A 24,777-nucleotide genomic window follows, 5' to 3' on the forward strand; every position below is an offset into this window, starting at 1 on the left:
AGTCGTAGTGAGTAGGAGGACGCCATGAGCAGTAACGGCACCCTGTTCGAGATGCGCAACATCGTGAAGTCGTTCTCCGGTGTGCGCGCACTCGACGGCGTGAGCCTGGCAGTACAGCCAGGCGAATGCGTCGGTTTGTGCGGGGAGAACGGCGCCGGAAAATCCACCCTCATGAAGGTGCTGTCGGGGGTCTACCCCGTCGGCACCTTCGAGGGCGAGATCGAGTGGGAAGGCACACCGCTGCGCGCGCATTCCGTGCGCGACAGCGAGCGCGCAGGCATCGTCATCATCCATCAGGAACTGATGCTGGTGCAGCAGCTCTCCGTCACGGAGAACATCTTCCTCGGCAATGAGATCACCAAGCCGGGGGGCCGCATGGACTACGACGCCATGCACGCCAAGGCCGAACAGCTCCTCGCCCGCCTGCGCCTGACCGACGTGAACGTGGCCGCGCCCGTGAGCAATTACGGCAGCGGCCACCAACAGCTTTTCGAGATTGCCAAGGCGCTCGCCAAGAACGCACGCCTCTTGATCCTGGACGAACCGACATCGTCGCTGTCCGCCAAGGAAATCGAGGTGTTGCTGTCCATCATTGAAGACCTCAAGCGCAGCGGCGTGGCGTGCGTCTACATCTCGCACAAGCTGGATGAGGTCAAGCGCGTGTGCGACACGATCACCGTCATCCGCGACGGCAAGCACATCGGCACGCGCCCCGCTGCCGAGATGACCATCGACAACATCATCACGATGATGGTCGGCCGCGAGATGACCTCGCTCTTCCCCAAGGTAGAGCACACCGTGGGCGAAGTCGTGCTGGAAGCGCGCAATGTCACCTGCTGGGATGTCAGCAACCCGAATCGCAAGCGCGCCGACAACGTGAGCTTTGCCGTGCGCCGAGGAGAGATCCTCGGCATTGCCGGGCTGGTGGGTGCGGGGCGTACGGAGATGGTGTCCGCGCTGTTCGGCGCCTACGCCGGCCGCTCGTCCGCCGAGATCATCATGGAGGGCAAGCCCGTCAAGGTGAACTCACCTGCCGAGGCCATCGCCAACGGTATCTGCCTCGTCCCCGAAGACCGCAAGCGCCACGGCATCGTCCCGCTGATGGGCGTTGGCGCAAACATCACCCTCGCCACGCTCGCGCACTACACACACGGCGGGCGTGTAGACAAGGGCGCCGAACTCACCACAGTCGACCGCGAAATCAAGCGCCTGCGCATCAAGACCGCCAGCCCTGCGCTATCGATCGCCAGCTTATCGGGCGGCAACCAGCAGAAGGCCGTGGTGACGAAGATGGTGCTGGCCGCGCCGAAGGTGCTGATCCTCGACGAGCCCACACGCGGCGTCGATGTCGGCTCCAAGTACGACATCTACAAGATGATTGCCGACCTGGCCGCCAGCGGTGTGGCAATCATCATGGTCTCGTCTGAAATGCCGGAGATCCTGGGCATGAGTGACCGTGTCCTGGTCATGGGCGAAGGCCAGGTGCGCGGCGACTTTATCAATCAGGGCCTGACCCAGGAGCGCATCCTGGCTGCTGCAATCAACGCTGAACCCAGCCGCCAAGCGGCTTAGCTGTAGAGACTGCCATGTCGAACATCCTGCAATCCCAACTCGCCCGCCAGAACGGCGGCGCTGGCGGTCCGCGTCTGGACGGTCGCGCCATCCAACAACTGTTCGTGCGCTACAAGGTGCTGGCACTGCTGCTGGCGGTCGCGCTCATCTGGATCTTCTTCTACTTCCAGACCAACGGCACGTTCCTCAAGCCCAACAGCATCTCCAACCTGTTCCTACAGATGTCGGTGACGGGCATGCTGGCCTGCGGCATGGTCTTCGTCATCATCGCCGGGGAGATCGACCTGTCGGTCGGCTCGCTGCTCGGTTTGCTTGGCGGGCTGGTCGCTATCCTCACCGTCAATCTCGGGTGGAACACGTGGCTGGCAGTGGGTACGGTGCTCGTGGTGGGTGCGGCCATCGGCGCGTTCAATGGCTTCATCACCACCAAGCTTCGCGTACCCTCGTTCATCGTCGGGCTGGGCGGCATGCTGGCGTTCCGCGGCGTGCTGCAGTGGAGCACCGACAGCGTGACCATTGCGCCGGTGCCGGATGACCTCGTCAATATCGCGCAGAGCTTCGTGCCAGCATGGCTGGCGTGGTCGCTGGCGGCCGTCATCGTCGCCATGTCCGTTGTGCTGACGGTGCGCCGCCGCAGCGAGCGTGCCCGCCTGCAACTGGCGCCCTCGCCGGTGTGGGCAGACGGGCTGAAGCTGCTAGCCATCGCGGCGGCAGCGTTCGGTTTCGTCGCCGTGCTCAACCAGGCCAACGGCGTACCACTGCCGGTGCTGATCCTGTTAATCCTGCTGGCGGTGTTCTCGTACGTCGCCACGCAAACTGTGTTTGGCCGTCACGTCTACGCAGTGGGCGGCAACATGGAAGCCACACGTCTGTCCGGCGTCAACGTGAGCCGCGTCAAGCTGCTGGTGTTCGTGCTGATGGGCCTGATGTGTGCCTTTGCGGGCATCATCACCACGGCGCGCTCGGCAGCGGGTTCGCCTTCGGCCGGCGTTGGCGGCGAACTGGATGCCATCTCCGCCTGCTTCATCGGCGGCACGTCGATGCGCGGCGGCTCGGGCACGGTATACGGCGCGCTGATCGGCGCACTGGTCATGGCCAGCCTCGACAACGGCATGCAGCAGATGAACGTCGACGCCTCGTGGCAAATGATCGTCAAGGGCGTGGTGCTGGTGCTGGCCGTGTGGATCGACGTGCTGTCGGGTTCCAACCGTGGCTGACGGCAACTGACATCACCCTGCTCTCGGGCTCGGTCGAGCCCAATCCGATGACTTGAAAAGACACGGCGGCGCCCGATGGTGCTATGGCGCCGGCCGCCGGTCGCCCCTTCTTTCCTCATCCCGAACGGAATCCGACATCGTGGCTGACTACCAAAATCCCGCTCGCGTTCTTGTCACCGGCGTTGCCGGCAACCTGGGCCGCAAGGTCGTCGAGGCGCTCGCGTCCACCCCGTGGTGCACGTCCATCATTGGCGTCGATTGGGTGGAGCAGAACGTTGCGTTCTCTCCGCAGGCAACCGAGCGCTTCCGCTGGGTCGTCGCAGACCTCACACAAGCCGACGGCGCATGGGCTGAACTGCTCAACAACGTCGATGCAGTCATCCACCTGGCTGCCATCCACTCCACACCCGATGCGACGTGGGAACAGGCGCTGGCCTCCTACGGCATGACGCTGAACGTACTAGAAGCGGCTGCCACGCGTGGCGTACGGCGCTTCGTGTTTGCCTCGTCCAACCATGCGATGGGCGCATATAAGGATCAACCGCTGGCCGGCACCATTGGCCCCGGCCAACTCACCGCCGAGTTGGCTCCGGCGCCCGGCACACGCTGGAACAACGGCATCGAAGACGTCTACTCGCTCGCCTACGGCACATCCAAGGCGATGGGTGAGCAACTGTGCAAGGCAGTGGGCGCTGTATCGGCAGCCGCGGGCGGCAAGCTGTCGATCGTGTCACTGCGCATCGGCTGGGCCCTGCCAGATGAAAACGATCCGAACGATATCAACCACTCCGGCACCGCCGACACGCCCGTCCCCACCGAGTTACCCGACGACGCCAGTCGTATCGCGCTGCGCTGGTTCCGCAACATGTGGCTGTCGAATGACGACCTGCGCCGCCTCTTCCTCTGCGCCATCACGGCAGACCCGACAGACTGGCCGGCACCCGCCATCGTCGTCAACGGCGTGTCGAACAATAGGGGGATGGATTGGGGGCTGGAGTCCGGCCGCAAGCTGATCGGCTATGACCCGCAGGATGATTTGTACGCGTTGATCAAGGGCACGCGGTAACCCGTATGAAAAAAGCCCGGCATGGTAGCCGGGCTTTCGTTTGTCGACGCGGCCAGATCAGGCGGCGCGAACGGGCCGGAGATTGTCTTCGTGGTCGATCTCTTCTGCTTGTTCTGCATCGGCATCCGGCTTGCGCAGCTTGTCCAACAGCAGCACGATCACGCATGCCAGTGCAAACCCACCGATCAGCGACATCAGTGCCAGCAGCAAGGCACCCGGGCCAGAGCGGCCGCTCGGCAACGTGGGGCCCGACACGAATCGCGCTTCCGAAACGTGTTTAGTGCGCATCTGCTCGGCAACCAACATGATCTGGTTGTAGACCTCACGCGTCTTGTCGTCCTGGAGATTCCGACTCTTGAAGACGTCCTGACCGATCTTGACAAACTCAACCAACAAACCGTTGCCGGTCTGTACCTGTCGGCTGCGCTGATCGATCCGCTCATAGAACTCGTTGCGCAGCGCATTTTGCTCGGCGTCGCGCTCCAGCAAGCTCAGTTGCGACTTAAGGTTGGCAATCTCCGTCTCAATCCCGACTAGCTGCGCAACGGGAGACAGATAGCGCGACGAATCGTTGTCGTTGCCCGTAGAAAGCAATTGGCGCGCTTCCATCTTGGACGCTTCGGGATATTTGCTTGCAATAACCCGGGCCGCGTCGAGTCTGGCAGCCGCTTGGGCCAGGGCCAACCGCTTTTGGATGATCTGATTCTCGATCTGCTGCTTCTTCGCTTTGGTTTCACCCACCTTGGTGTCGATCACATCCCGCAGATCTTCATTCAGCATGGTGTCTTTGACGAAGTCACCCAACATCTGAACGCGAGCTTGCGCGTTCTCACGCGATTGATCCTTGAACGAAATCGAGAAACCCAAGATACCGACGGCTTCAAGCACACCCTTTGCGTCGGTGATAAAACGCAAATCGTCTTTGGATAACGGCAACACCGCCTGCAGATGCGCCTGCACAAAGCGCTCACTTAGCGCTCCAAGCAAATAGCGACCATTCACATCATCAAGCTTCTTGTTCGCTTCAAGGTAGCGACGCAGCGTCTCACCATCCCAGAAGGCCGCCTTTTGCGCGTTGTATTCCGCAAATTTACGCGGAGCGCGCAAAAAACCTTCACTGGAATATTGACGGCCGGCCCAGAAGGAAAGTGTAAAAAACAGCACGAAAAACCCTGCGGCAAGTAACACCACTTGCCGGCGCAATTCCCAGCAGCGCGACATCAGACCTTTCAAATCAAAACCCCAAAGGTCATCTTCCCGATGCGCTGCTGTATTGTCATTCTTCATCACTTCTTTCCGTCCTGAAAACTGCCAATCATTGATTGGCAAACAAATGCTCCCGAAATCACTTGTGATTACGCTTGTTTCCTCTTATTCACTCGGGGTTCACTTGTTTTGTTGGCTGGCATCCAAATCTGTCCCTCGCTATGGAGCCGCGAGGACATTACACCTTGGTGACTCGCTAAGCGAGTGGTGGAGGTCGACAGGATTCTCGATATTTTTGCGCGAAACCTCAAGGACTATGTCCGCCCTAGCCAAACAAAATACCAATAGATTAAGGCACGTTAACATAACTGCCTAAACAAGGCCCCCACCACCCTCCGATAGATGGGTTGACCAATCTGCCTCCACAGCCAATTCAGCCACTGCATTAGGTTTGCTTCAATCGCCAGACACCATCCCTGTGCCGCTTCCCCGCCCACGCGTCAACGCACCGGCGGGCAGGTCGACTCGCGAATCACCAGCTCATACTGCAGGTTCTCGTGCACCGAGTGCGGCTTCAAACCTGGCAGGTGCGGCCGATGGATGGCGATGAGCTGCTCGACGGCAGCATGCGCCATTGCCTGAATCGGTTGGCGCACCGTGGTCAGCGCCGGCCAGAGCTGGCGCGAGAGCGGCGTATCGTCGTAGCCGCAGATGGAGAGCTCTTCCGGTACCTTGATGCCGCGTGCCTGCGCCACACGCAGCACGCCAGCGGCCATGTCGTCGTTGCCGGCAAAGATAGCGGTGGGGCGCGGCTCGCATGACAGGAGCCGCTCGGCGCAAGCAACACCGGACTCAAACGAGTGCTGCCCCTGCTCTACCAAGCGCTCATCGACGGTGATACCTGCTTGCGCCATTGCATCGCGATAGCCAAATACACGCTGATATGCGGCACCGTGATCGGGGTCGCAAACCACGAAGCCGATGCGCCGATGGCCCAAGCCGATCAGATGCAATGTCATATCGCGTGCGGCGGCACGATCTTCGGTATTGACCGACAAGCCTTTGTGCTGGCGATCGGCAGGTGCCAAACGCACGTAGTCAACGCCGGCCTCATCCAGTGCATGGACCAACGACGCCACGTCAGACACCGGCGGCGTCAGGATCAGACCGGCCAGCGCGCGCTGGCGCACGCTCAGAATGATCTGCTCGGCGAGGTTCGGATCGCGGTAGTTACAGGGCGTGAGCAGCAGGCTGTAGTCAAGCGCCTGGCAGGCTTCGAGCGCGCCGTGCTGGATGTTGACGATGTAGTTGTCGGAGGGGTTGTCATAGACCAGCGCGATGATGTCGGCGCGCTTGCTGGCCAGGCGGCGGGCGGCGGGATTGGGCCGGTAGTCGAGCGCCTGCATCGCCTCGACCACCTTGGCGCGCGTCTTCTCGCTGATGTTGGGCTCGTGGTTCAGCACGCGCGAAACGGTCTTGATCGACACGCCCGCGTGCGCGGCAACATCATCGACGGTGACGGCTCCGGCGCTCCGTTTCATGGTCTGGCGAGTGGGGTTCTAGAACACTGAACGGGTGCGATAAACGCACCCGTCATGGGTTCAATTCTACCGCCAACCATTGCGCGGCGAGACCGAATTCAACGTGTACTCAAGCCCGAGCGTCCAATCGGCAGGCGGACGATACCCTGCGCCAGACTCACGCCCAGCAGCACAAGCCCGCCACCGATCCAGTGATAGCCGTGCACGGTCTCGCCCAGCATCACCGCCGCCATGGCTGCGGTAAAGACGGGCATCAGGTTCATCAAGATCGCCGTACGCTCAGCGCCGATCCGCTTCAAGCCCAGCATCCACAAGTACGACGCAACGATCGACGAAGCAATGCCCGCAAAGACCACGAGCCCGATGCCCTGGCGCGGAATCGCCAGACTCTGCGCAGTGAAGGCCAGCGGCACCAGAAACACGACGGCAATCAGCACTTGAACATACAGATTGAGCCATTGCCCAAACGGTAGCGCCCAGCGTCGGTAAAGAATGTTGTACAGCGCGTACGACGTCGCACCGATGAGGATCAGCACGTCGCCGCGGTTGACGCCGCCGTCGAGGAACGTAGCCGGATGCCCGCGGCCAAGCAAATACAGCACGCCCAGCAGCGACACCACAACGCCGGTCACCGCCTGCACACCCACCGGCTTGCGAAACACCACCAGATTGAGGATGAGCCCCAGCATCGGGATCAACGCACCGATCACGCCCATGTTGGTGGCACTCGTGCTGTGCGCGGCGTAGTAGGCCAGGCACTGGTACATCACCATGCCCAGCAGGGCCAGCACGGCAAAACGCGGCAGCTGCGCCGCCACGTCCGCACGCTGGCGCCACAGCGGCCGCACGCTGAACGGCGTCAGCACGCATGCCGCCAGCAACCAGCGGTAGAGCGAGATGGCCGCCGGGTCCAGCACGCCGGCTGCAGCCTTCGAAACGATGGTGTTGGCGGCCCAGATCAACACCGCCAGCAGGGGATACAGCACAGGCACGATGGCCTCCGTTATCAGACGATGGCCGAAGTGTAGCGATGTCTGATTCGAAACATATAATGCAAATCAGACAATCTGACGCATCGAAAGCGACAAAGCGCGACAACATGTACACCGCCTCTGCCTACCGCGAAGCCGATTTGCGCGTGCCGAAGGGCGCGCCGTTCTACTTCCGCTACAACCACTTCGAGCCGGAAACCGCCGTCGAGCCGCATACCCACCCCTGGGGCCAGCTCTGCCGCATCAGCCTCGGCCTGATGGAGGCGACCGTAGAAACACACAAGCTGACGGCGCCTGCGGAATACCTGATCTGGGTGCCTGCCAACGCGCCGCATTCCGCGTCGATCCGGCAGGCGACGGATTTCATCTCGGTGTACGTGGCTGAGTCCCTTGCCGAGCGCCTGCCCGCGACGGGCTGCCTGATTGCACAAACACCGCTGGTGCGCGCGCTATTCGAAGACTTTGCCGCACGCCGCGTATCGGTCATGCAGGACGCATGGGATTTGCGCCAGTTCGAGTTGATGATCGAATTGCTCGCGCGCGCCGAGCACACCGATAGCTACCTGCCCGACAGCCAGGACCGCCAGCTCGAACCCATCCTCCAGGCGATCCGGCTGGACCCCGCCGACAACACCACGCTGCAAGCCTGGGCAGAACGCGTGCACAGCACCGAGCGCACGCTCGCTCGCCGCTTTCAGACCGAACTCGGCATGAGCTTCGTGCAATGGCGCAACCGCGTGCGCTTGCTGCGTGCGCTGGTGTGGCTGAAGGAAGATCGCTCGGTGCAGGACATTGCCCTGGCGCTCGGTTACGGAACGCCCTCGGCGTTTATCGCGATGTTCCGCAAGCAGGTCGGGTTCTCGCCGGAGCGTTACCGGCGGCAGATGTGCGGCGAGACTGAGCGCCCCACCGCATAGCAACGACCGCACAATGGCACTTCGACCGCTCTGAGGAAAACACGTGCAAACCCATACAGCACGTCCGCATCCTGCACTACGCCCCTACATTGACCGCTACTGGAGCTGGGAAGCCACACGTGGCGAAATCGTTGCCCTGCCGCGCCTGCTGCCTGGCACCGGTGCAGAATTGTTTCTCCACCACGGTCAGCCCTTCCACCATGAAGATGGTGCCGCGCTGCCTGCGGCCCACATGTTGTGCGTGCGGCTTCAACCCTACGCGCTGGCACCGGCCCAAGGCATCGGTTTCACAGCGATACGGATTCGCGCGGGCCGATGGGGTGCGTTGGCGCGCGAATCCATCAGCCGGTTGCTGGACGCACAGGCGCCGATCGATGCTCTGTGGGGCCGTGAAGTGCTCGACTGGCACGAGCAGGTGGCGCAGGCCCACGATTTCTCGCAACGCGTTGCATTGATCGACGCCTTCCTGCTGGCACGACTGGCACCGGCACATGCTGACGCTCACGTGTCTGCTGCGGTTGCGCGCCTCTACGCTGCGCCGCATGACACAACCATCGATGGGCTGGCAGCGCAGTTGCATCTGGGCCGGCGTCAGTTGGAGCGCCGCTTCCTGGCTGCCGAAGGCGTGTCGCCCGTCGCGTTCCGACGACTGGCGCGCTTCCAGCGCACCGTGCGCGCCTTGCATCTGGAACCCCAGTCACCGTTGCTCGACACGGCACTTTTGCACGGTTACTTCGACCAGCCTCAATTCAACCGCGAGTTCCGACGACTCACTGGACAATCGCCATCACGCTACCGGCAGGACACCCAAACGAAGACGCATTTCTACAAGACCTCGCTCGCCTGACAAGGAAAGATGGCATCCCGTCTTCCTTGTTCAGAGGTCAAACATGTATCTGCTGATTGTTCGACTGCAGGCCCGGCTGGAAACCGTTGATATGCTCCAGCAACAGCTTTCAACGCTGGTGGCATCGGCGCGCGAAGAGCCTGGCACATTGGCGTATTCCTTCTATCGTGCGCATGACGAGCCGAACGTTTTCCTGCTGCATGAGGTGTATCGAGATCAGGCCGCGTGGGAAACGCATATGACGTACGAGCCTGTGCGACGTGCGCTGGCAACGTTCGACACGCTGCTGGCAGCATCACCGGATGTGACCCGCGGTGAGTTGGTGGAAGCGCATGGATTGGCGTTGGCCGCGACCGCGTAGCCGCCCGCGCCAACTGAAAACAATTGTGGGAATCCGCGCCACATCTACGTTTCCGGGCAGCGACATCCCTTAGAATCAAGCGCGTTGCAGATTTGGAAGCCCCCCCATGCGCACACCTTGGTTCGCATCCGCCCGAATGCTGGGCTGTGCCCTCGCCCTGAGCGTACCGGTACTCAGCGGCTGCAGTTCTTTCATGTCGGAAGGTACGACGGCCGCAGCCGGTATTGGTGGCGCGGCCCTCGCCGCCAAGGTGACCGACAACGCCGCAGTGGCCACCGGTATCGGCTTGGGCGTGCAAGCCGGCGCCCGCGCGGCGCTGCAGCACAGCCAGCGCGTCGTGCATACCGAGACACAGGATCAGATTGCCCAGATAGCAGGCGCGCTGCCCGACAACACCGTCGGCAACTGGCAAGTCAAACACCGCATTCCCCTTGAACCCGATGAACGCGGGCGCGTTGTCGTCACCCGTGCGATCAACGGGCCGCTGGTCAACTGCAAGGAAATTCTCTTCACCGTGGACAGCGAGGCCACGCAGGTCGACTTCTTCATCGCGTCAATCTGCAACGACGGCAAGCAGTGGAAATGGGCCACCGCCGAACCGGCCACCGCGCGTTGGGGTTCGCTGCAATGAGGGCGTTGCGCTGGCTTCTGCTGGGCTGCGCTGGTCTTGTTGCCGGATGCTCCTCGGTCGGGCCGCTGACCGGCGCGGCGGCAGGTGTGGCCAGCGGTGCGGTAACGGCCAATCCGGCGGTGGCCTATGGCGTGGCCGTCACGGTCAATGCTGCCACCGATGCGTCAATCAAATACGCCACGCGCAAATGGGCAGCCAGCGAGCAAGACGCGCTGGCTACGGCAGTGGGCCGACTGAGTGACGGCGCCCCTTCGCTCAACTGGTCGTTGGAACGCCTGATGGGCATCACCAAGGCACACGGTCAGGTGGTACTGGTACGCACCTTCACCACGCCGCTGGCAACATGCCGCGAGGCCATCCTCACCGTGCAGGACGGCGATGCCCCCAAGGTTGCTCCCGGCTACACCATCTACGCCTGCCAGAACGGCAACACCTGGCAATGGGCCAATGCGGAGCCCGCCGTGCCGCGCTGGGGCAATCTGCAGTAATTACTGCGGAGCCTTGGCAGCCAGACGCGTCACGGCGTCCTGCAGAAACCGCTTGCTTGCTTCGATGATGATCCGCTGCATGCCCTCGTCCGGCATGGCCCGGGCGATATGGATGGCGCCCACCAGTTGCGCAATCATCGCCCACGCCGCATCGTCATCGCCCAAACGCTGCGCGAGAACCGCGTGGCCCTTGCGCATCTCTTCCTGATAGAGCGCGCGCACGGCGCTGTCTGCACGTGCGATCTCCGCCGCCAAACCAGGCACTGCACAGCCCGCCTCGGGATGTTTTACGTGGGCGAGATTCAGGTAGCGGTCCAGTTCAAAGCGCAGCCAGTCTTGCGCCGTATCGTGCGGGTTGCCAGCCCACATCTCGCGGCTGGCGGCCAGTTCGGCCTCGATCAGCGCCTTGAGCCACTCCGACTTGGAACCAAAGTGGCTGTAGAACGCGCCACTGGTCATGCCGGCAGCCTGTGCAAGGGCATCCACGCCCGTTGCCGCGAAACCACTGATCTTGACCTTGCGGGCGGTTGCCCTGAGCAGCTCCTTGCGCTTTTCTTCTTTGTGACCCGGCTGGTATCGCATCTTCACCTCCGCACTTCGACTCGCTTGACACTATGCAACCAGTAGCATAACGTTTGTTATGGTAACGACCGTTATTTTATAAACGAGGTGGATATGGAGACAAGCAACAAGCAGGCGGCACTCGTCATCGGTGCAGGAGACGCCACAGGCGGCGCCATCGCCAAACGCTTTGCGCGTGAGGGCCTGGTCGCCTGCGTCACGCGCCGCTCGGCCGACAAGCTGCAACCGCTGGTCGAAGCGATCCGCGCCGAAGGCGGCCAGGCACTCGGCTTTGCGTCGGATGCGCGCAAGGAGGAAGACGTCATCAAGCTCGTGGACGACATCGAGCGCGACGTTGGCCCCATTGAGGTGATGGTCTTCAACATTGGCGCCAACGTGCCTAGCAGCATCCTGGAAGAGACCGCCCGCAAGTACTTCAAGATCTGGGAGATGGCGTGCTTCTCCGGTTTCCTGGCCGGGCGCGAGGTGGCCAAGCGCATGGTCACGCGCGGGCGCGGCACGATCCTCTTTACCGGTGCAACGGCGGGGATGCGCGGATCGGCCAACTTTGCGGCATTCGCGGGCGCCAAGCATGCGCTGCGGGCGCTGGCGCAAAGCATGGCGCGCGAGCTGGGCCCGAAGGGCATCCACGTGGCGCATGTGGTGGTGGATGGCGCCATCGATACCGAATTCATCCGCGAGAATTTTCCCGAGCGCTACGCTCTGAAAAGCCAGGACGGCATCCTCAACCCCGAGCACATCGCCGAGAACTACTGGTACCTGCACACGCAACCGCGCGACGCCTGGACGCATGAACTGGATCTGCGCCCGTGGATCGAGCGCTGGTAAGTCGCCCGCTTCCCAACGTCATGCACACCATCACAACACCAGGAGACACGCATGAAGCAGGTTGAATTCTTCTTCGACGTGGGCAGTCCGTACAGCTACCTCGCATATCACCAACTGCCGAAGATTGCGCAAGCCAAAGGCGCGGAGATCGTCTGGCGGCCGATGCTGCTGGGCGGCGTATTCCAGGCCACGGGCAACAGCAGCCCGGCAACCATTCCCTCCAAGGGCCGATACTCCAACGTCGATCTGGAGCGCTGGGCGAAATACTTTGGCGTGCCGATCCAGCAGAATCCGCACTTCCCGATCAACACGCTGCAACTGATGCGCGGTGCCGTGGGGATGCAACTGCGCAGCGATGCCGAGTTCCACAACTACCTCGGCGCCATTTTCAGCGCCATGTTCGAACACCCGCGCAACCTGGGTGACCTGAATGCGCTGGCGGCTGTACTGGAGGCCGCCGGTATCTCTCCCGCGCTGATGATGGCGCTGGTGCAGGACGACCACGTCAAGCAGACGCTGCGCAAAACCACCGAGGAAGCCGTGGCGCGTGGCGTGTTCGGCGCGCCCACGTTCTTTGTCGACAACGACATGTTCTGGGGACAGGACCGCCTGCATTTTGTCGAACAGGCGTTGTCCTGACGCCCACATGCGCCGGTGATGGTGTGCCGGCGCATGCCCATATCGCCCTACCTTACGACGCAACACCGCACCGCCTTGCCTCATTCAATGCGAATCATTATCATTTGCGTTCTTGATTCCATTGAACTCTGCCATGCACGGTGTTGCCCTCCTGCTCGGGTTGCTGGCTGCAGGCTGCCTGTACGCAGCCTCGCCTAACCAGGTGCTGCTGGCGCCGGGTTCGCTTGCGCGCGGCCGTGTGCTCTGCGGCGCCGCGCTGGCGATGGCAGCGATTGCCGTGGTGCTGTGGAACGACGTGCTCGGCTGGGCCGGTGCCGCCATCGGCGTGGTGCTGGTGGTGGCGGGCGGACTCTCGCTGTGGCCGCTGGCGGGCGCGTGGGTGCAGCAACGCCGCCATGCTGCGGAGGCACGGCCATGAACGGCATGGGCACCAAATGGCTGGCGGGCACGGTGCTCGGCCTGCCCCTGTCGATTGCACTGTGCACGCTGGCGATCCTGTGGCTACCCGGTGACTGGGAAAGCGGCCTCATCGGCGCGCTGCTCGTCTGCCTGCCGCTGTGGGCGGTGTTGATCAGCGTGAGCGTGCTGTTTTCGACAAGCGCCCGCGCATGGGCTGCGTTCGGCACCGCCAATCTCCTGTCCTTTGGCGTGCTGTGGCTGCCGCGCCTGCTGCATACCTGACCATGAAATCCGCCACCCTTCGTCTGTATCAGACGCTGCATACCTGGGTCGGCCTGATGGCCGGCTGGGCACTGTTCATCGCCTTCTTTGCCGGCGCGCTCACGGTCTTTCATGAAGAGCTGCATGCGTGGCAAAACCCATTGCGTGCCGAACACGCTGCCATTGCCACAACACCGGCGGATGTCGACCACTTCGTGAACACACTGGTGCGCACGCACCCGGCTGCGGCCGCCAGCGCGTACGTCATCCTCCCCAATGAGGGCGAGCCCGACTTCTCGGCCTATTGGCAGAACAGCAAGGGCGATTGGCTGACGACCACCGGCAGCAGGCTCGCCGCCGGCAAGACCACACCGAAAGACCTGTCGCTCGAACCCTCCAAGGGGGAACTGGCCAACTTCCTGAACCGGCTGCACTACTCGCTGGGGCTGGAAGACATGGGCATGTACTTCATGGGGGTGATCTCGGTGCTGTACGGCGTGGCGCTCATCTCAGGGGTACTGCTGCACCTGCCGCGCCTGAAGAAAGACCTGCTGGCCGTGCGCCCCGGGCGCAACCTCAAGCGTTTCTGGATGGACGTGCACAACGTGCTCGGCCTGTTCAGCCTGCCGTTCCACCTGATCTTTGCGATGACCGCGCCGGTGCTGTGCCTGAGCGTGGTGCTGATGACGGTATTCAACAGCGTGGCGCTCAACGGCAAGCTGTTTGATGCCGTGCCGCGGGTCACCACTGCGGCTGGCACGGTGGTCGCCGCCAACCACTCGGCATCAATGCTGCCGGCGGAAGCACTGCTCGCCCGCGCACGTGAAACGGCCGGAACCAGCTTCACCGTCAAGTCGATCCACTACCAGCACATCGGCGATGCCAACGCCGTGGCGGAAGTACGCGGCAGCAGCGCACGTGCGGTGGGTGACTACGGCTCTGTCGCCATCCATGCCGCCGCCGGCCAGCCCAACAGCGGCCAGCTCGTCGGCAACCAGACGCCCGATGCACGCGACACCAACCACGGCATCTTCAGCATCGTCTATGGCCTGCACTTCGGCACCTATGGCGACATCGTCCTGCGCCTGGCGTACCTGGTGATGGGCATTGCCGGCGCATTCGTCTTTTATTCGGGCAACCTGCTGTGGATCGAATCGCGCCGCAAGCAGCGCAACAACGACCAGCCACGCGTGCACCAGCTGCTGGCGCGTGCCACGGTGGGCGTATGCATTGGCTGCTGCGTGGGTGTGATGGCGATGTTTCCGGCGGCGCTGCTGTGGCCGGAGCGCTCAACGGGCGTGACGTACTACACCGTGTTCTTCGCGGCGATTGCGTGGGCGCTGGCACGACCACCCGCGCGCGGTGCGGTGGAACTGCTGAGCGCCGCAGCCATTGCGGCGGTGCTGGTGCCCATCACCAATGCCGCGGTGACGGGCGACCACCTGCTGCGCACGATCGCGCACGGCGAGTGGAACGTAGCTGGCTTTGACCTGGGCGCGCTGGTGCTTGCATGCGGCTTTGTCGCCCTTGCACGTGCCACGCTGCGCCGGGCGCGCCAGGGTACGCCTGATTCTGTCTGGGCGATGCCGGCACGCAAGGTAGACGCCAGAAACACGCCTGCCGCACGCGCCGGCAACGGCCTGCATCCGAGCGTGGCCAAAGAGCCCTAACGCCAGGCTCACCTCAAAAAAACAAAACCACCCGCACGTTCCCGCGCCTGCCGTTCAACGGCATGCGTGGGCACGTGCAGCCCTTTTTCAATGACATCGCTGTTCAGGGGAGCACCACATGCCAGCCGCCGTTTCACGCCGATCCACCCTTCGCCGCCGCACGCGCGCAGCACGTCCACGCGTCACGCCACTGGCGCGGCAACTCGCGTGGATGCTCGCGGCCATGGGCGCGGGTGCACCCGCCTGGGCCCAGGAGACCTCGGCCCAAGTCGACCTGCCCGCTACACAGGTCTCCGCCGGCAAAGCGGCTGCGTACGGTGCCAAGCAGGCCAGCACCGGTGCCCTGGGTGACAAGCCTCTGCTCGACACGCCGTTCTCCATCAACGTCGTCACGCAGGAGCTGATTCAGAACCGCCAGGCGCAGACGATTGGCGAGGTGTTCAAGGGCGATCCGTCAGTGACCGCCAACAACGACGGCTACATTGGCGAGGCATCGAACATCACCATCCGCGGTCTGCAGCTCGACTTGCTGGAGGGCTACAAGATCGACGGCATGGCTGTGCCCAACTGGGGCAGCGATGTACCGCTGGAGCACTTCGAGCGCGTGGAGCTGCTCAAGGGCCTGTCGGGTTTCATGTACGGCTTCGGCACACCAGGCGGCATTGCCAACTTCGTCACCAAGCGCCCGACCAACACCTTTGGTGGCAGCGCCACGTTCGGCTATACCAGCGGCGGCACGCTCAAGGAGTCGATCGACCTGGGCGGGCGCTTCGGCCCCACCAAGGCACTGGGCGCACGGCTTGGCGTAGTGCATGAAGAAGGCGATACCTTTGTCGACGGCGGTCATATCAAGCGCGATTCCGCATCACTCGCGCTCGATGCGCGCATCACGCCCGATCTGCAATGGTCGTTCGATGGCCTGTACATGCAGCGCAACGTGCAGGGCGCGTATTACGGCATCATCCCGGGACAGGACTTTGGCGTGCCGGTAAGCGAGCTCGTGCGCACGCCGCGCGCCATCGACGGCAGCCAGCGCGTGGCCTCGCGCGGCTCGTACTACGAGACCGAGATCAAGACCGTTGGCACCGAGCTGAACTGGGCAGCCGCGCCCGACTGGAACGTGCGCGCGTCATACCGCTACACGCAGCAGAACCGCGGCAACGCCGACAGCGCCATCCAACTGACCGATAACGCCGGCACCTTCAGCGAGCTGCAATACAGCTCGTACCAGCGCTATGCATACAGCCAAGCACAGGTGATGGCCAACGGCCGCGTACGCACGGGTTCAATCGAGCATGAACTGGTGTTCGGCACATCGTGGCAAAGCCTAACGCAAGCCAACACCGGCTTCGCCTCCACCATCCTCGGCACGGGCAACTTGTACAACCCGTCGGCGTTTGTGTCGTCCGGTGCGCAGTTGATGCAGGTGCCGTCATCGGAGGGCATGTACCGCACATCGAAGATCGATCAGACCTCGGTCTTCGCCAGCGATACGGTCAAGTTCAACGAACAGTGGTCGGTGTTGGGCGGCCTGCGCTACACGCGCTTCAACCAGACCGGCTACGCCCCGAACGGCGACGTATCTGCCAAGTACGACCGCGAGCCGATCACGCCCACGCTGGCGCTGATGTTCAAACCCATGCAGCCGATGACGCTGTATGCGAGCTATGTCGAATCGCTCGAAGCCGGCGCCAGCGCACCCATCACGGCGCTCAACGCAGGCACCGTGTTCGGCCCCCTCAAGAGCAAGCAGGTTGAGGTGGGTGCCAAGGCGGAGGTGCATGACTGGACCTTGGGTGCGGCGCTGTTCCAAGTGCAGCGCGGCCTTGCCTATCTGCGCCCGGACAACGTGTACACGCAAGACGGCATGACGCGCTACCGCGGCCTGGAGCTGAGCGCACGCGGCAAGATCGCGCGGGACTGGACAGTGCTTGGCGGGCTGCTGCTCATGAACTCCGAGAACACTGAGTCCGATGCGTCCGTGCTTGGCAAGCGCGCCTACGGATCGCCGCGGTACAAGGCGACGGCGTATGTGGAATACGCGGTGCCGGCCATGCCCGGGCTGGTGCTGTCGGCCGGTGGCCAGTACATCGGCAACGCGGCGCTGGAGGCCAACAACAGCAATATCGTGCCGGGGTACCACACGTTTGATGTGGGTGCGCGCTACAGCACCAAAGTGGGCGGCAAGCCCGTCACGCTCCGCTTCAACATCGACAACCTGACCAACGAGAAATACTGGCTGCCGAGCTGGGGGTTCATCCTCGCGCAAGGGGCGCCACGGACCATCCGGGCCAGTGCAACGGTTTATTTCTGATTCGACATCAAGGTGACGGACGAAACCAGCACCAAAGCGGAGAAGGCGCAGTACATCGCCGAGGCGCGAGGCTTTTGCAGCACGGCTCGGCAATCTGCACGAGGCGTCCTATATCTATGTACAGGACGTCCGCGCTGCGGTTTATGACTATCGCGGCAAAACGCAGGAGTACCGCTTCCAGCACGCGTGATAGGCGCAATGTGCTGGCTGCGCCCCTCTGCTCACAGAACAATCGGTGTGATCATGAACCGCATGAGTGCTTTTTTTTGCGGCCAGTTGGCTGGCCGCCGCATTGCTGTATTTCGGCCAACACTCGCTGCCGCTTACGGCACTGGCGGGCATCGTATTGCTGGCCGGCTTCGATCTGCTGCGTCCGTGAAGGGTGCAAGCGTGCGTCTACGCCGGGCCGCCTCGCTGCTGCGCCCGGTAACGCAGTGGGCTACTGCCGTAGCCCACTGCAAACGCACGGCTTAGCGCACTGACGCTGCCAAAGCCGCATTCATCCGCAATGTGTTCCAGCGGTTGCCTGCCGGTGCGCAACAGGAACGCCACCAACTCCAGCCTTAACGCCGCCACGTAGCGCCGCAGGTTGCTGCCGGTGGCGGCGGCAAAACGGCGTGTCAGCGTCCGCTCACTCATCGCCGCCTGGGCGGCCAGTTCCGCCAGTGGGGGTGGTGCTGCCAACTCCCGCTCCACAATCTCTTGAATAGCCAGCACGGCCGCATCGCCATGGCGCTTGAACTGCGCCGTCCACACGGCCATGTGCTCGTATGACGGCAGCGACTGTGTGAGCGCCGTGCGCAGCATGCGCCGCGATGCACCCGCGCCTCGGCAGTGGTCGATCACATAGGCACAGGCATCCACAGCCGGGTTGATACCGCTCACCGTGATAAGGCGGCCATCCACTACCAGCGGCTTGTCCGGCGTGTAATGCACCTCTGGAAAGTAGCGCGCGAACCACGTGCGCTCGCTCGCCAGCCCCGTCGCGCGGCGCCCGTCGAGCAAGCCTGCCTTGGCGAACAACGGCGCAGCGTTCAGGCCCACCACCAGCGCGCCGGCGTCGTACTGCGCGCGCAGCCAATCGGCAAACAACGGCTCCTCACCCTCCAACGTCGGTCCGGGCGCGAACTGGCCAGGCACGATCACTACGTCGTGCAGGCCGGCCGTGCGCAACGCGCCACTCGCCGGCACCGCCATGTCGGCAAAGCTGATGGCCGGTTGTCCATCGGCCGACAGCAGATCGATCTCGAACAGGCGACTGCCCTTCACGTCCACGCTGCGCGCCTGCATAGTGCCGGCCACCAGCAGCATCTCCTGCGTGAGAAACACATAGCCCGCGAACAGGCGCGGCGGCAACGGGATGGCGATGCGGGCGCGCTCTGGGCGCTCCAGTCGCCGGAGGCGTTTGGAGGTGGTTTTCGGCTGGCGCTTCATATCAATAACGTGGCTATCCAGATCAACCGAAATTGTGCGGGTCTTGCTGAAATACGGCAACCATCTGCCCCACCTCCGGAGCCGTCATGATTGCCCGCACGCTGTTCGATGCCGAACACGACACCTTTCGCGAATCCGTCCGCCGCTTCATCGAGGCAGAAGTCCTGCCCCACCACGAGCGCTGGGAAGAGCAAGGCTACGTCGATCGCGCCATCTGGGAACAGGCCGCTGCCGCCGGCTACCACTGCGCCAGCATGCCCGAGGCCTACGGCGGCGCCGGGGCCGACATCCGCTACAGCACGGTGCTGATGGAGGAGATCGCCCGCGCAGGCGCCACGGGCCTGGGCTTTGGCTTGCACTCGGAAATCGTCGCACCCTACCTGCTGCACTACGGCAGCGAGTCGCTCAAGCAGCACTATCTGCCCAAGCTGGCGAGTGCGGAGATGATCGGCGCGATTGCCATGACCGAGCCTGGCGCCGGTTCCGACTTGCAGGGCGTGCGCACCACCGCGACACGCAGCAGCGATGGTGATCACTACGTGCTCAACGGCTCGAAGATCTTCATCACCAACGGCTGGCATGCCGACATGGTGATCGTCGTGGCGCGCACCACGCCCGAAGGCGGCGCCAAGGGTACGAGCCTGTTCGTGGTGGATACGTCCATGGCCGGCTTCAGCAAGGGCAAGCGCCTGAAGAAGGTCGGCATGAAGGCGCAGGACACCGCCGAGCTGTTCTTCGACAACGTGCACGTGCCCGCCGCCAACCTGCTGGGCGAGGAACATCGCGGCTTTGCGTACCTGATGCAGGAGTTGCCGTGGGAGCGCCTGCAGATCGCCATCGGCGCGATCGCGTCCGCAGAGGGCGCACTCGACTGGACGCTGCGCTACGTGCGCGAGCGCCAGGCCTTCGGAAAATCCATCCTCGATTTCCAGACCGCACGCCACGCGCTGGCCGAGCTGAAGACCGAGGTGCAGATCGGCCGCGTGTTTGTGGACCAATGCATTGCGTTGAAGCTGGCCGGCAAGCTCGATGCCGCCACCGCATCGATGGCCAAGTACTGGACCACCGACCTGCAGTTCAAGGTGATGGACCGCTGCGTGCAGCTGCACGGTGGTTACGGCTACATGTGGGAATACCCCATCGCACGTGCGTGGGCCGATTCGCGCGTGCAGCAGATCTACGGCGGCACCAACGAGATCATGAAAGAGCTGATCGCCCGCACCCTTTGACGAATACGACACCAAGGATCGAACGCAATGGAAGCCTATATCTACGACGCCGTACGCACGCCGCGCGGCAAGGGGAAAAAGGATGGCAGCCTGCATGGCGTGACGCCGCTGCGCCTGGCCGCGACCGCGCTGCGCGCCATCCGTGATCGCAATCAACTCGACACCTCGCTGGTGGACGACGTGGTGCTTGGCTGTGTGGAACCCGTGGGCGAACAAGGCGCCTGCATCGGCCGCGTGGCGGTGCTCGCCGCCGGTTATGCCGAGACGACGGCCGGCGTGCAGATCAACCGCTTCTGCGCTTCCGGCCTGGAGGCCTGCAACATGGCCGCCGCACAGGTAATGGCCGGGCAGAGCGACTTCGCCATCGGCGGCGGTGTGGAGAGCATGTCGCGCGTGCCGATGGGCGCGAGCGGCGGTGCATGGCCGGTCGACCCGGCAGCGGCCATCCCGCTGTACTTCGTGCCGCAGGGCGTGTCGGCCGACACCATCGCCACCCAGTCTGGCTACAGCCGCCGCGATGTCGATGCCTACGCCGCCGAGAGCCACCGTCGCGCGCACGCTGCTGCCACGGCAGGCCGGTTCACCGGCGCCATCGTGCCGGTGCGCGACCAGAACGGCCTGACCATCCTCGAACGCGACGAGATGATTCGCCCGCAGACCACCGTGGACACACTCGCGCAACTCAAACCGTCATTTGCCGAACTCGGCGAGCAACACGGCTTCGATGCTGTGATCCGCCAGCGCTATCCGGAGCTGGAACGCATTAATCACGTGCACCACGCCGGCAACAGCTCGGGCATCGTCGATGGCGCGGCAGCCGTGTTGATCGGCAGCCGCGAAGCCGGCCAGCGTGCGGGCCTCAAGCCGCGCGCACGCATCCGCAGCTTTGCCAGCATCGGCTCCGAGCCGTCGATCATGCTGACGGGCCCCTCCTACGCCGCCGAGAAAGCGCTCAAGCGCGCAGGCATGTCTGCGTCGGACATCGACCTGTATGAACTGAACGAAGCGTTCGCCTCCGTGGTGCTGCGCTTCATGGAGGTCATGGCCGTACCGCACGAGCGCATCAACGTCAACGGCGGCGCCATCGCGATGGGCCATCCGCTGGGCGCCACGGGCGCCATGATCCTCGGCACGCTGCTCGACGAGCTGGAACGCCGCGGCGCCAGCACGGGCCTGGCCACGCTGTGCGTGGGTGCGGGCATGGGCACCGCCACCATCATCGAACGCATCTGAACGGGAGCCGACATGATCGACATCACCATCGACGCCGACGGCATCGCCACGCTCTCGTGGAATCAGCCGGGCCGCACACAGAACGTACTCAACGGCGAGACCTGCGCCGCCTTCTTCGCCGCTATCGACCAGGTGATTACGGATGCCAACGTCAAGGGCATCCTCATCACCTCCGCCAAGCCGGACTTCATTGCCGGCGGCGATCTCGAATGGCTGCAGGCCAGCGACGACGCAGCCACCCTGTTCGATCGCACGTGCGAACTGCACCGCGCGCTGCGCAAGCTGGAAACCTGCGGCAAACCCGTGGCGGCGGCGCTGCCTGGCTCTACGCTGGGCGGTGGGCTGGAGATTGCACTCGCCTGCCACTACCGCGTGGCCGCAGATAACGCGCGCGCACGCTTCGGTCTGCCGGAAGTCACGCTGGGTCTGCTACCAGGAGGCGGTGGTACGCAACGCTTGCCGCGCCTGATTGGCGTGCAGAAAGCGCTACCGATGCTGCTTGAAGGCAAACGCATCAAGGCTGCTGATGCGCTCAAGCTCGGCATCATCGATGCGGTGGTCAATGCCGGTGAGGAAGCCGGCGCCGCACGCGCGTGGCTGCTTGGCGAAGGTCAGACCCATACGCAGCAACCGTGGGACATCAAAGGCTACAAGGTGCCCGGTGGCGGCATTTCCGGCCCCGCCGTGCTGCAGATCTTTACGGCGGCCAACGCCATGCTGCGGCAGAAGACCTACGGCAACTATCCGGCGGCGGCCAGCATCCTGTCGTGCGTGTACGAAGGGCTCATCACCGATCTGGATACTGGCCTGAAGACCGAGGCACGCTACTTCGTGCAGGCCGTGCTGTCGCCCGAGGCCCGCGCGATGATCCGTACCCTTTTCTTCAGCCTGAACGCTGCCAACAAACTGGCCGCACGCCCCGCCGATGTGCCGGTGCGCCGCTACGCGAAGGTGGGCGTGCTGGGCGCTGGCATGATGGGTGCCGGCATTGCGTACGTCACGGCCAAGGCGGGTCTGCCGGTCGTGCTGCTCGACAGCACGCAGGAAGCCGCCGAACGCGGCAAGGACTACTCGCGCAAGCTGGTCGAGAAACAGGTACAGCGCGGCCGTCTGCACGCCGAACAGGCTGAGGCACTGCTCGCGCGCATCAAGCCCACTACGCGCTATGCCGACCTGGACGGCGCCGAACTCGTCATCGAAGCCGTGTTCGAGCAGCGCGACGTCAAGGCCGATGTCACGCGCCAGGCCGAGGCCGTGCTGTCGCCGGATGCCATTTTTGCGTCCAACACATCCACGCTGCCGATTACGGGGCTGGCAGAAGCCAGCAGCCGGCCAGGCAACTTCATCGGCCTGCACTTCTTCTCGCCGGTCGACAAGATGCCGCTGGTGGAAGTCATCGTCGCGCGACAGACCACGCAGGCCACACTGGCGCAGGCGCTCGACTACGTGCGCACCATCGGCATGACGCCCATCGTCGTCAACGACAGCCGTGGCTTCTATACAAGTCGAGTGTTCTCGACTTACGTGCTGGAGGGGCTAGCCATGCTGGCTGAGGGCGTGGCCCCCGCGCTGATCGAAAACGCCGGGCTGCAGGCCGGCATGCCGGTCGGGCCGCTCGCGCTCATCGACGAAGTGTCGAGCGAGCTGATCCACAAGGTCAATCAGCAGACCCGCGCGGACCTGGGCGTCGCGTACATTGAGCGCCCCGGCGAAGCCGTGGCCGAGCGCATGGTGGCGCTGGGCCGCATCGGCCGCAAGGCGGGCCAGGGCTTCTACGACTATCCCGAAGGCGGCAAGAAGGCGCTGTGGCCGGGGCTGGCGACGGCGTACCCAAAGGCCGCTACGCAGCCTGATGTGCAGACGCTCATCGACCGTATGATCGCTGTGCAAGCCGTGGAAACCGCGCGCTGCCTGGACGAAGGCGTCGTAACCAACGCGCGCGATGCTGATGTGGGTGCACTGCTCGGCTGGGGCTTCCCGGCATTCCGGGGCGGGCCGGTATCGCACATCCACCGCGTGGGCGTGGGCGCCTTCGTTGCGCTGTGCGACCGGTTGGCCGCCGAACATGGCCGCCGCTTCATACCACCCGCGCTGTTGCGGGACATGGCAACGCAGCAGGCTGCGTTCTACGAACGCTGATCGACCACAACGGGAGCCGCGCGATGTCCGTCCTGCACGTAATCGACAAGGCCGAGCTGAAGGCACTGACCACCCCATCAGACTGGCGCGCATGGTGGGTGACGGCGGTCAACTTTGCATTGATTGCCGCAGCATTTGCGCTACCCGCCGTGTGGCCGCATCCGGCTGCATGGGGTGTGGCGTCCATCGTGCTGGCGGGGCGCGCGCTGGGGCTGGGCATCCTCACGCATGACACGGCACATCTGGCGTTCTTTCGCTCGCGGCGCATGAACGAATGGGCGGGGACGTGGCTGTTCGGCGGTCTGCCCAACGTGCCGTACCAGGCGTATCGCAAGGGCCATCTGGAACACCATCGCACCGCAGGCACCGCCAAAGACCCCGACCTTGCCTTCGTGCACGGCTACCCGGCCAAGCGGGCAAGCCTCGCGCGCAAACTCCTGCGGGACGTGTCGGGCATCAACGGTGTGAAGAACCTCGTCTATCAGGTGCAGACCTTCCACTGGAAGACCACCGCGCCTTTCCTCGTGGCGCATGGCGTGCTGTTCGGCACGCTGTGGGCGCTGGGTGTGCCGCAGGTCTATGCCTGCTGGTGGATCGGCATGGTGTTCGTGTTTCCGCTGCTGGTGCGCGTGCGGGTGATGAGCGAGCACGGCGGCGTGCCAGACCACCTCTCACGCGACCCGCGCGAGAACACCGGCACCACGCTGGCCGGGCCGCTCGGTCGGCTGCTCATCGGGCCGAACCGGGTGAACTTTCACGTTGAACACCACCTGGCCGCAAGCGTGCCGTCCTACCGGCTGCCCGCCCTGCACCGGCTGCTGACACAGCGCGGCTATTACGTACACGCCCGCTGCATCGCCCCATCGTACTGGGCGGTGATCCGCAGATGCACGGCCGCCCGTACCTCAGACAGGGTAGACACCGCACTCGCCACCGACCTCCCCCGCGTGCGAGCGCGCGGCATGCTCGACAACATGCGCTGAACCGGTCAACGCAGAACGTTGTGCCCACACACCAGCCAGCAAGGCGGGTATGCACAGGCAAACGATTGCGCTTTTTCAGCCTCCCCCCCGCCGTTTGGCTTAAGACACATGTGATCTGCTCCGATATAGAGTGAGGTGCATGGAGTTGCCGAGACCCCGGGCCACAGGAAAGGCGTCCCCAGAGACGACTGGCCCCGGAGACACATGGATGAGCACACCCTGGAGTGG

At 63.7% G+C, this 24,777-nt stretch carries 24 protein-coding genes and 1 pseudogene; 20 read left to right on the forward strand and 5 right to left on the reverse strand.

Annotated features, from left to right (window positions below; genetic code table 11):
• The first annotated feature begins 24 nt into the window (after positions 1-24).
• The 3 genes from R2N11_RS03925 to R2N11_RS03935 all read left to right on the forward strand — a co-directional run bounded on the left by R2N11_RS03925 (position 25) and on the right by R2N11_RS03935 (position 3,855).
• The gene (locus tag R2N11_RS03925) at positions 25-1,572 is read left to right on the forward strand and encodes a xylose ABC transporter ATP-binding protein (RefSeq protein ID WP_316680212.1); all 1,548 of its coding nucleotides are present in this window, start codon (positions 25-27) and stop codon (positions 1,570-1,572) included.
• 14 nt (positions 1,573-1,586) lie between these two features.
• Entirely contained in the window at positions 1,587-2,789 is a 1,203-nt protein-coding gene (locus tag R2N11_RS03930; RefSeq protein ID WP_316680213.1) for a sugar ABC transporter permease, read from the forward strand.
• Between the two features lie 139 nt (positions 2,790-2,928).
• Positions 2,929-3,855 (forward strand): NAD-dependent epimerase/dehydratase family protein, encoded by a 927-nt coding sequence (locus R2N11_RS03935; RefSeq protein WP_316680214.1) that lies wholly within the window; start codon positions 2,929-2,931, stop codon positions 3,853-3,855.
• A 57-nt stretch (positions 3,856-3,912) separates the two neighbouring features.
• On the opposite strand, the gene R2N11_RS03940 is transcribed toward R2N11_RS03935, so the two are convergent.
• The 3 genes from R2N11_RS03940 to R2N11_RS03950 form a co-directional block, all read right to left on the reverse strand.
• Positions 3,913-5,142 (reverse strand): GumC domain-containing protein, encoded by a 1,230-nt coding sequence (locus R2N11_RS03940; protein WP_316680215.1) that lies wholly within the window; start codon positions 5,140-5,142, stop codon positions 3,913-3,915.
• Between the two features lie 419 nt (positions 5,143-5,561).
• Entirely contained in the window at positions 5,562-6,602 is a 1,041-nt protein-coding gene (locus R2N11_RS03945; protein WP_316680216.1) for a LacI family DNA-binding transcriptional regulator, read from the reverse strand.
• A gap of 98 nt (positions 6,603-6,700) precedes the next feature.
• Positions 6,701-7,594 (reverse strand): DMT family transporter, encoded by an 894-nt coding sequence (locus tag R2N11_RS03950; protein WP_316680217.1) that lies wholly within the window; start codon positions 7,592-7,594, stop codon positions 6,701-6,703.
• A 107-nt stretch (positions 7,595-7,701) separates the two neighbouring features.
• On the opposite strand from R2N11_RS03950, the gene R2N11_RS03955 reads away from it, so the two are divergent.
• The 5 genes from R2N11_RS03955 (at position 7,702) to R2N11_RS03975 (ending at position 10,838) form a co-directional block, all read left to right on the forward strand.
• A complete protein-coding gene (locus R2N11_RS03955; protein WP_316680218.1) occupies positions 7,702-8,511 on the forward strand; it encodes an AraC family transcriptional regulator in 810 nt (269 codons plus the stop codon).
• 43 nt (positions 8,512-8,554) lie between these two features.
• A complete protein-coding gene (locus R2N11_RS03960; RefSeq protein WP_316680219.1) occupies positions 8,555-9,358 on the forward strand; it encodes a helix-turn-helix transcriptional regulator in 804 nt (267 codons plus the stop codon).
• A 43-nt stretch (positions 9,359-9,401) separates the two neighbouring features.
• Entirely contained in the window at positions 9,402-9,719 is a 318-nt protein-coding gene (locus R2N11_RS03965) for a putative quinol monooxygenase (RefSeq protein WP_316680220.1), read from the forward strand.
• 136 nt (positions 9,720-9,855) lie between these two features.
• A complete protein-coding gene (locus tag R2N11_RS03970; RefSeq protein ID WP_316680340.1) occupies positions 9,856-10,350 on the forward strand; it encodes a hypothetical protein in 495 nt (164 codons plus the stop codon).
• Complete coding sequence (locus R2N11_RS03975; protein ID WP_316680221.1) at positions 10,347-10,838, forward strand: hypothetical protein; 492 nt, start codon at positions 10,347-10,349, stop codon at positions 10,836-10,838. Before R2N11_RS03970 ends, R2N11_RS03975 begins: the two co-directional genes overlap by 4 nt.
• Here R2N11_RS03975 and R2N11_RS03980 read toward each other — a convergent pair whose 3' ends face one another.
• Positions 10,839-11,420 carry a TetR/AcrR family transcriptional regulator gene (locus R2N11_RS03980; protein WP_199032253.1) on the reverse strand — a complete coding sequence of 194 codons (582 nt, stop codon included), beginning with the start codon at positions 11,418-11,420 and terminating at the stop codon, positions 10,839-10,841. It lies immediately after the preceding gene.
• A 93-nt stretch (positions 11,421-11,513) separates the two neighbouring features.
• Here R2N11_RS03980 and R2N11_RS03985 point away from each other — a divergent pair, with 93 nt between their 5' ends.
• From R2N11_RS03985 to R2N11_RS04020, 8 genes and pseudogenes are all read left to right on the forward strand, one after another.
• Entirely contained in the window at positions 11,514-12,248 is a 735-nt protein-coding gene (locus R2N11_RS03985) for an SDR family oxidoreductase (RefSeq protein WP_199032254.1), read from the forward strand.
• 51 nt (positions 12,249-12,299) lie between these two features.
• Positions 12,300-12,887 carry a 2-hydroxychromene-2-carboxylate isomerase gene (locus R2N11_RS03990; protein ID WP_316680222.1) on the forward strand — a complete coding sequence of 196 codons (588 nt, stop codon included), beginning with the start codon at positions 12,300-12,302 and terminating at the stop codon, positions 12,885-12,887.
• A 133-nt stretch (positions 12,888-13,020) separates the two neighbouring features.
• Entirely contained in the window at positions 13,021-13,305 is a 285-nt protein-coding gene (locus R2N11_RS03995) for a hypothetical protein (protein ID WP_316680223.1), read from the forward strand.
• Positions 13,302-13,568 carry a hypothetical protein gene (locus tag R2N11_RS04000; RefSeq protein WP_316680224.1) on the forward strand — a complete coding sequence of 89 codons (267 nt, stop codon included), beginning with the start codon at positions 13,302-13,304 and terminating at the stop codon, positions 13,566-13,568. The genes R2N11_RS03995 and R2N11_RS04000 overlap by 4 nt, the downstream gene beginning before the upstream one ends.
• A gap of 2 nt (positions 13,569-13,570) precedes the next feature.
• Complete coding sequence (locus R2N11_RS04005) at positions 13,571-15,217, forward strand: PepSY-associated TM helix domain-containing protein (RefSeq protein ID WP_316680225.1); 1,647 nt, start codon at positions 13,571-13,573, stop codon at positions 15,215-15,217.
• Between the two features lie 118 nt (positions 15,218-15,335).
• Positions 15,336-17,531, forward strand: a complete 2,196-nt coding sequence (locus R2N11_RS04010) for a TonB-dependent siderophore receptor (RefSeq protein WP_430715409.1) — start codon at positions 15,336-15,338, stop codon at positions 17,529-17,531.
• A pseudogene (locus tag R2N11_RS04015) lies at positions 17,532-17,721 on the forward strand (4-oxalocrotonate tautomerase); the annotation flags it as partial. It lies immediately after the preceding gene.
• 66 nt (positions 17,722-17,787) lie between these two features.
• Entirely contained in the window at positions 17,788-17,910 is a 123-nt protein-coding gene (locus R2N11_RS04020) for a hypothetical protein (RefSeq protein ID WP_316680226.1), read from the forward strand.
• A 17-nt stretch (positions 17,911-17,927) separates the two neighbouring features.
• On the opposite strand, the gene R2N11_RS04025 is transcribed toward R2N11_RS04020, so the two are convergent.
• A complete protein-coding gene (locus R2N11_RS04025; RefSeq protein ID WP_316680227.1) occupies positions 17,928-18,965 on the reverse strand; it encodes a GlxA family transcriptional regulator in 1,038 nt (345 codons plus the stop codon).
• Between the two features lie 86 nt (positions 18,966-19,051).
• Here R2N11_RS04025 and R2N11_RS04030 point away from each other — a divergent pair, with 86 nt between their 5' ends.
• Genes R2N11_RS04030 through R2N11_RS04045 form a run of 4 tightly spaced genes read left to right on the forward strand, consistent with a single transcriptional unit; the run spans position 19,052 to position 24,549 of the window.
• The gene (locus R2N11_RS04030) at positions 19,052-20,194 is read left to right on the forward strand and encodes an acyl-CoA dehydrogenase family protein (RefSeq protein WP_316680228.1); all 1,143 of its coding nucleotides are present in this window, start codon (positions 19,052-19,054) and stop codon (positions 20,192-20,194) included.
• Between the two features lie 27 nt (positions 20,195-20,221).
• Positions 20,222-21,427 carry an acetyl-CoA C-acetyltransferase gene (locus R2N11_RS04035; protein WP_316680229.1) on the forward strand — a complete coding sequence of 402 codons (1,206 nt, stop codon included), beginning with the start codon at positions 20,222-20,224 and terminating at the stop codon, positions 21,425-21,427.
• Between the two features lie 12 nt (positions 21,428-21,439).
• Positions 21,440-23,566: a 3-hydroxyacyl-CoA dehydrogenase NAD-binding domain-containing protein gene (locus R2N11_RS04040; RefSeq protein WP_316680230.1), complete on the forward strand. Its 2,127-nt coding sequence runs from the start codon at positions 21,440-21,442 to the stop codon at positions 23,564-23,566.
• Between the two features lie 23 nt (positions 23,567-23,589).
• Positions 23,590-24,549 (forward strand): fatty acid desaturase family protein, encoded by a 960-nt coding sequence (locus R2N11_RS04045; protein WP_316680231.1) that lies wholly within the window; start codon positions 23,590-23,592, stop codon positions 24,547-24,549.
• The last annotated feature ends 228 nt before the right edge of the window (positions 24,550-24,777 follow it).

Origin of the sequence: Ralstonia flaminis, from assembly GCF_958415495.1 — a bacterium.
GTDB classification, from domain to species: Bacteria; Pseudomonadota; Gammaproteobacteria; order Burkholderiales; family Burkholderiaceae; genus Ralstonia; species Ralstonia flaminis.